This is a genomic window from Kitasatospora arboriphila, assembly GCF_039528095.1.
GTDB lineage: Bacteria > Actinomycetota > Actinomycetes > Streptomycetales > Streptomycetaceae > Kitasatospora > Kitasatospora arboriphila.
Genome location: NZ_BAAALD010000185.1, coordinates 1 through 5347 on the forward strand (window position 1 = coordinate 1; position 5347 = coordinate 5347).

Genomic DNA, 5347 nt, shown 5'->3' on the forward strand with positions numbered 1-5347 from the left:
GGCCGTCCCCTGTCGCCTCGTGGCATGGACATCGCCGAATGGCCGAAAGGCGTCGCACTGCCCGGGAGGGCATCCGCATGCCCTCCCGGACCCACCGCTGCCCGCGGGGATGGCGGCAGCGGTCTCCCCCGGCCCGCCGGGTCCTCGACGGCGGGCCGATCCACGGGCTCCAGCGAATCGCCCACCTGCCGCTGCGGCCAGGGGGCACGGGCGGGCGCACGTCGGCACGGCACCGGAGCACGGGAGTCCGGCCCGGAGCACGGCGGAGCGGGCCGTTCCGCGGCGGGGCGGACGGACCGTCGCCGACAGGCCGTTGGTGCGCGCGATCCCGCCATCCGGAATGCGGCCTCTTAACCCTCGGAACCCGTCCGACTACGCTAGGTGCAGCGGGTGGCCGCAATACGCGCGCCACCCTCCGCGCAGGACCTCGCCAGGGGGTGCCACCGCCACCATGACCGCCAGTTCACGAGGGCCGAACGAACGGCTCGGCGCACTCCTGTCCCTCGCCCAGATCAGCAACGCCGGCCTGGCCCGCCGGGTCAACGACCTCGGCGCGCAGCGCGGTCTGACGCTGCGCTACGACAAGACCTCGGTGGCGCGGTGGGTCACCAAGGGCATGGTGCCGCAGCGGCCGGTGCCGCACCTGATCGCGACCGCGCTCGGCAGCAAGCTGGGCCGCCCGGTGCCGCTGGAGGAGATCGGTCTCGGCGACACCCAGCCGACCCCCGAACTCGGCCTGGAGTTCCCGCGCGAGGTGCCGGAGGCCGTCCGTTCGGCGACCGAGCTGTGGCGGGTCGACCTGGACCTGCGCAGAGGCCCCGGCGGCGGCCGGTGGAGCGACAGCCTGGCCGGCACCTTCTCCGTCTCGGCGTACGCGACGCCGGTCTCCCGCTGGCTGATCACCCCGGCGGACGGCTCGGTCGCCCGTGAGGCCGCGGCACCGGACCGCTCCGGCCACCGGGTGGGCCACTCGGACGCGGCGAAGCTCCGCGAGGCCGCCCAGGAGGCCCGCCGCTGGGACTCCAAGTACGGCGGCGGGGACTGGCGTTCGTCCATGGTGCCGGAGTGCCTGCGGGTGGAGGCGGCCCCGCTACTGCTCGGCTCGTACAGCGACGCGGTGGGCCGGGCACTGTTCGGCGCCACGGCCGAACTGACCCGGCTGGCCGGCTGGATGGCCTTCGACACCGGCCAGCACGAGGCCGCGCAGCGGTACTACATCCAGGCCCTGCGCCTGGCCCGGGCGGCCGGGGACGTACCGCTCGGCGGGTACGTGCTGGCGTCGATGAGCCTGCAGGCGGTGTACCGGAACTTCCCCGAGGAGGCGGTGGACCTCGCGCAGGCCGCGCTGGAACGCAACCGGGGGCTGGCGACGGCCCGCACGATGAGCTTCTTCCACCTGGTGGAGGCCCGGGCGCAGGCCAGGGCCGGCAACGCGGCGGCCTGTGCGACGGCCCTGGTCGCCGCGGAGGGGGCGCTGGACCGCTCGCGGCCCGGGGACGCCGACCCGACCTGGATCGACTTCTACACCTACGACCGGCTGGCCGCGGACGCCGCGGAGTGCTTCCGCGACCTCGGAATGCCGTCCAAGGTGCGGCAGTTCACCCGGGAGGCGCTGGCCCGGCCGACCGAGGGCTACGTGCGTTCGCACGCGCTGCGGCTGGTGGTGTCAGCGATGGCCGAGGCCGAGGCGGGGGACCTGGACGCCGCGGTGGCGGCCGGCGAACGCGCGGTGGACGTGGCCGGGCGGATCTCCTCGCAGCGCAGCCGGGAGTACGTCCTGGAACTGCTGCGCCGCCTGGAGCCGTACCAGGACGAGCGCCGGGTGCGGGAGCTGACGGAGCGGGCGCGGCTGGTGCTGACCGCCTCGACCTGAAGGCCGCCGCGGATATTCGGATGCACCCCGGGCCGCCCGGTGGCTAACGTCTTCCTCGTCCAGGTGCGCAGGCAGAGGTTACTTCCACTGTTAATGGGCAGGTCGCGGGTTCGAGTCCCGTCATCGGCTTCGGGCCGGTGTAGCTCAGTCGGTAGAGCAGCACACGTCACCTCAGCCGCTTCTGTTCTCTGGACACCTACACGTGCATACGACTGCCACCTCCCGGTGCGCAGGACCGGTTACTTCCTCCAAGAAATGAGCCGGCACCCACTTTTGATCTCGGGAGGCGTCGCGCCGGGGCGTCCGGTGCGCAGGCCGCGGCTCCTTCCAGTGGAGCGCCTCCTGGTGCTGTGAAGCCCGGTCGCCGCTGCCGTCACCGTGATCTCGGACGCCCCGCGCCGCGCCGTGCCTCCCCGCAGGGGGAACCACCATGTCTCGCTTCAACATCCGCCGCCCGAAGACCGGCCCGACCTCGCCCGTGACCACGACCGGGCAGCACGCCCTCAACCACGCCGGCGGCGTGGGCCACCTGCGCGACGAGAAGTCCGAACTCTTCCTGCTCGCCGTCGCCAACCTGGTCGGCCAGGACACCTTCTACGAGCGCGGCGGCGCCCGCGACGACCGGTACACCGCCCTGGTCCGCTCCCTCGCGGTGAGCGACCCGGAGTGGACGCTCGGCCTGCTGCGCTGGCTCCGGTACGGCGCCGCGATGCGCACCGCCTCGCTGGTCGGCGCCGCCGAGTTCACCCGCGCCCGGCTCGACGCCGGGGCGCCCGGGTTCTCCCGGCAGGCCGTCGACGCGGTGCTGCAGCGCCCCGACGAGCCCGGCGAGCTGCTCGCCTACTGGACCTCCCGGTACGGCCGGGCGCTGCCGAAGCCGCTCAAGCGGGGTGTCGCCGACGCCACGCGGCGGCTGTACAACGGCCGCGCGCTGCTCAAGTACGACACCGTCTCCAAGGGCTTCCGGTTCGGCGACGTGCTGGAGCTGACCCACCCCTCGCCGCACCCCGACAAGCCGTGGCAGGGCCCGCTGTTCCGGTACGCACTGGACCGCCGGCACCGCCCCGACGAGGCCGTCCCGCCGACCGGCGACGCCCTGCTGACCGCCAGCCGCGAACTGCTCGCGCTGCCGGTCGAACAGCGGCGCGCGGTCGTCACCGGCCCCGGCGGCGCGGAGCGGCTGGCCGCGGCCGGCATGACCTGGGAGGCGCTGGCCGGCTGGCTGCAGGGCCCGCTGGACGCGGCGGTCTGGGAGGCGATCATCCCCTCGATGGGGTCGATGGCCCTCGTCCGCAACCTGCGGAACTTCGACCAGGCCGGGGTGTCGGACGCGGTGGCCGAGCAGGTCGCCCGGCGGATCTCCGACCGGGGCGAGGTGCAGCGGTCCAAGCAGTTCCCGTTCCGCTACCTCGCCGCGCACCGGCACGCGCCCTCGCTCCGCTGGGGCCACGCGCTGGAGACGGCGCTCGGCCACTCGCTCGCCAACGTCCCGGTGCTGCCGGGCCGCACGCTCGTCCTGGTCGACCGCTCCGGCTCCATGTTCGACCGGCCGAGCGCGCAGACCCAGCTCAACCGGGCGGACTCGGCAGCGGTCTTCGGCGCGGCGCTGGCGCTGCGCGCGGCCGACGCCGACCTGGTCGAGTTCGGCACCACCAGCCGCCGGATCAAGCTGCAGCGCGGCGACGCGGTGCTGAAGGTGCTGGACCGCTTCTCCGACCTCGGTGGCACCGAGACCGGCAAGGCCGTCCGGCAGCACTACCGGCGCCACGACCGGGTGGTGATCGTCACCGACGAGCAGGCGTACGGCGGTTGGCAGGGCGACCCGCTCGCCGCGGTCCCGGCGCAGGTCCCGGTCTACACCTGGAACCTGGCCGGCTACCGGGCGGGCCACGCGCCCTCCGGCGGCGCCCGCCGCCACACCTTCGGCGGCCTGACCGACGCGGCCTTCCGCCTGATCCCGCTGCTGGAGGCCGGCCGCGACGCCCACTGGCCCTGGGAGCAGGACTAGCGGCAGCCGCCGCACAGGGGCGCGTGGGGGCATCTCCCGGCCGAAGGCTGGGGGGAGAACTGCGCGATTCGGATGCGGGCCGCCGTACGAACCGGGGCCCGGCCCGGATTCGTCGCGTTGCCCGATCCCGGACTGCGCAGTTCGCCCCCAGCCTTCGGCCGGGAGGTGCCCCCACGCGCCCCTGGGGGTTCCCCCGGCCGCCTTCTCGGTGGGCCACTGTCGTGGCACGATCGCTGCGGCGGGGGCAGCCGAGCGAAGGGGCCGAGGTGCGCTACGACGTCGACGTTCTGGTGGTGGGGGGCGGCATCGTCGGCCTGTCCACGGCATACGCGCTGACCCGGGCGCAGCCCGGCGTGCAGGTCGCGGTGCTGGAGAAGGAGCAGGCCCTCGCCGCGCACCAGACCGGCCGCAACAGCGGGGTGATCCACAGCGGGGTGTACTACCGGCCGGGTTCGTTGAAGGCCCGGTACGCGACCGGCGGCGCCGCGGAGATGGTGGAGTTCTGCCGCGAGCAGGGCATCCCGCACGAGGTGACCGGCAAGCTGATCGTCGCCACGTCGGCCGAGGAGCTGCCGCGGCTGGCCGCGCTGGCGGCGCGCGGCCGCGCCAACGGCATCCCGGTGGCCGAGCTGGACGCGGCGGGCATCGCCGGGTACGAGCCGGAGGTCCGCGGGGTGGCGGGCCTGCACGTCGGTACGACCGGCATCTGCGACTTCCCGGCGGTGGCCCGCCGGTACGCGGAGCTCGCCGGGGAGAAGGGCGCGGTGCTGCACACCGGGACGGAGTTGCGCGCGGTGGCCCGCCGTGCGGACGGGGTGACGGTGCAGACCTCGGCGGGGGAGGTCCGCTGCGGGGTGCTGGTGAACTGCGCGGGCCTGCACGGCGACCGGGTGGCGCGGCTCACAGGGGACGACCCGGGGGTGCGGATCGTCCCGTTCCGCGGCGAGTACTACGAGCTGGCCGAGCACCGGCGGGGCCTCGTCCGGGGCCTGGTCTACCCGGTGCCGGACCCGGCCTTCCCGTTCCTGGGCGTGCACCTCACGCGGGGTGTCCACGGGGACGTGCACGTCGGCCCGAACGCGGTGCCCGCGCTGGCCCGGGAAGGCTACGACTGGCGCACGGTGCGGCTGCGCGACCTCGCGGGGACGGCGGCCTTCCCCGGCACCTGGCGGATCGCCCGGCGGCACTGGCGGTACGAGCTCGGCGAGCTGCACCGCTCGCTGTCACGGAAGGCGTTCACCGCCGCGGTGCAGCGGCTGCTGCCGGCCGTGACCGCCGGGGACCTCGTCCCCGCGGCGGCCGGGGTGCGTGCCCAGGCGGTGGCCCGGGACGGCTCGCTGCTGGACGACTTCGCCTTCGCCGGCTTCGACCCGGACGACCCGGCCTCCGCCCGCCGGGCGGTGCACGTGCTGAACGCGCCCTCGCCGGCCGCCACCGCCTCGCTGCCGGTCGGCCGTGAGGTGGCC

Annotated in this window: 3 protein-coding genes and 1 tRNA gene; all 4 read left to right on the top strand. The window is 75.1% G+C overall.

Going from position 1 to position 5347, the window contains the following annotated elements; genetic code table 11:
* The first annotated feature begins 451 nt into the window (after nucleotides 1-451).
* Nucleotides 452-1873 (top strand): NsdA family TPR-like regulatory protein, encoded by a 1422-nt coding sequence (locus tag ABD353_RS39055; RefSeq protein ID WP_344628482.1) that lies wholly within the window; start codon nucleotides 452-454, stop codon nucleotides 1871-1873.
* Nucleotides 1874-1935: 62 nt separating this feature from the next.
* Nucleotides 1936-1999: transfer RNA gene (locus ABD353_RS39060), tRNA-OTHER, on the top strand.
* Nucleotides 2000-2303: 304 nt separating this feature from the next.
* Nucleotides 2304-3881, top strand: a complete 1578-nt coding sequence (locus ABD353_RS39065) for a TROVE domain-containing protein (protein WP_344628483.1) — start codon at nucleotides 2304-2306, stop codon at nucleotides 3879-3881.
* Nucleotides 3882-4147: 266 nt separating this feature from the next.
* Nucleotides 4148-5347: L-2-hydroxyglutarate oxidase (gene lhgO, locus ABD353_RS39070; protein ID WP_344628484.1), on the top strand; the 1200-nt coding region annotated here is incomplete at its 3' end.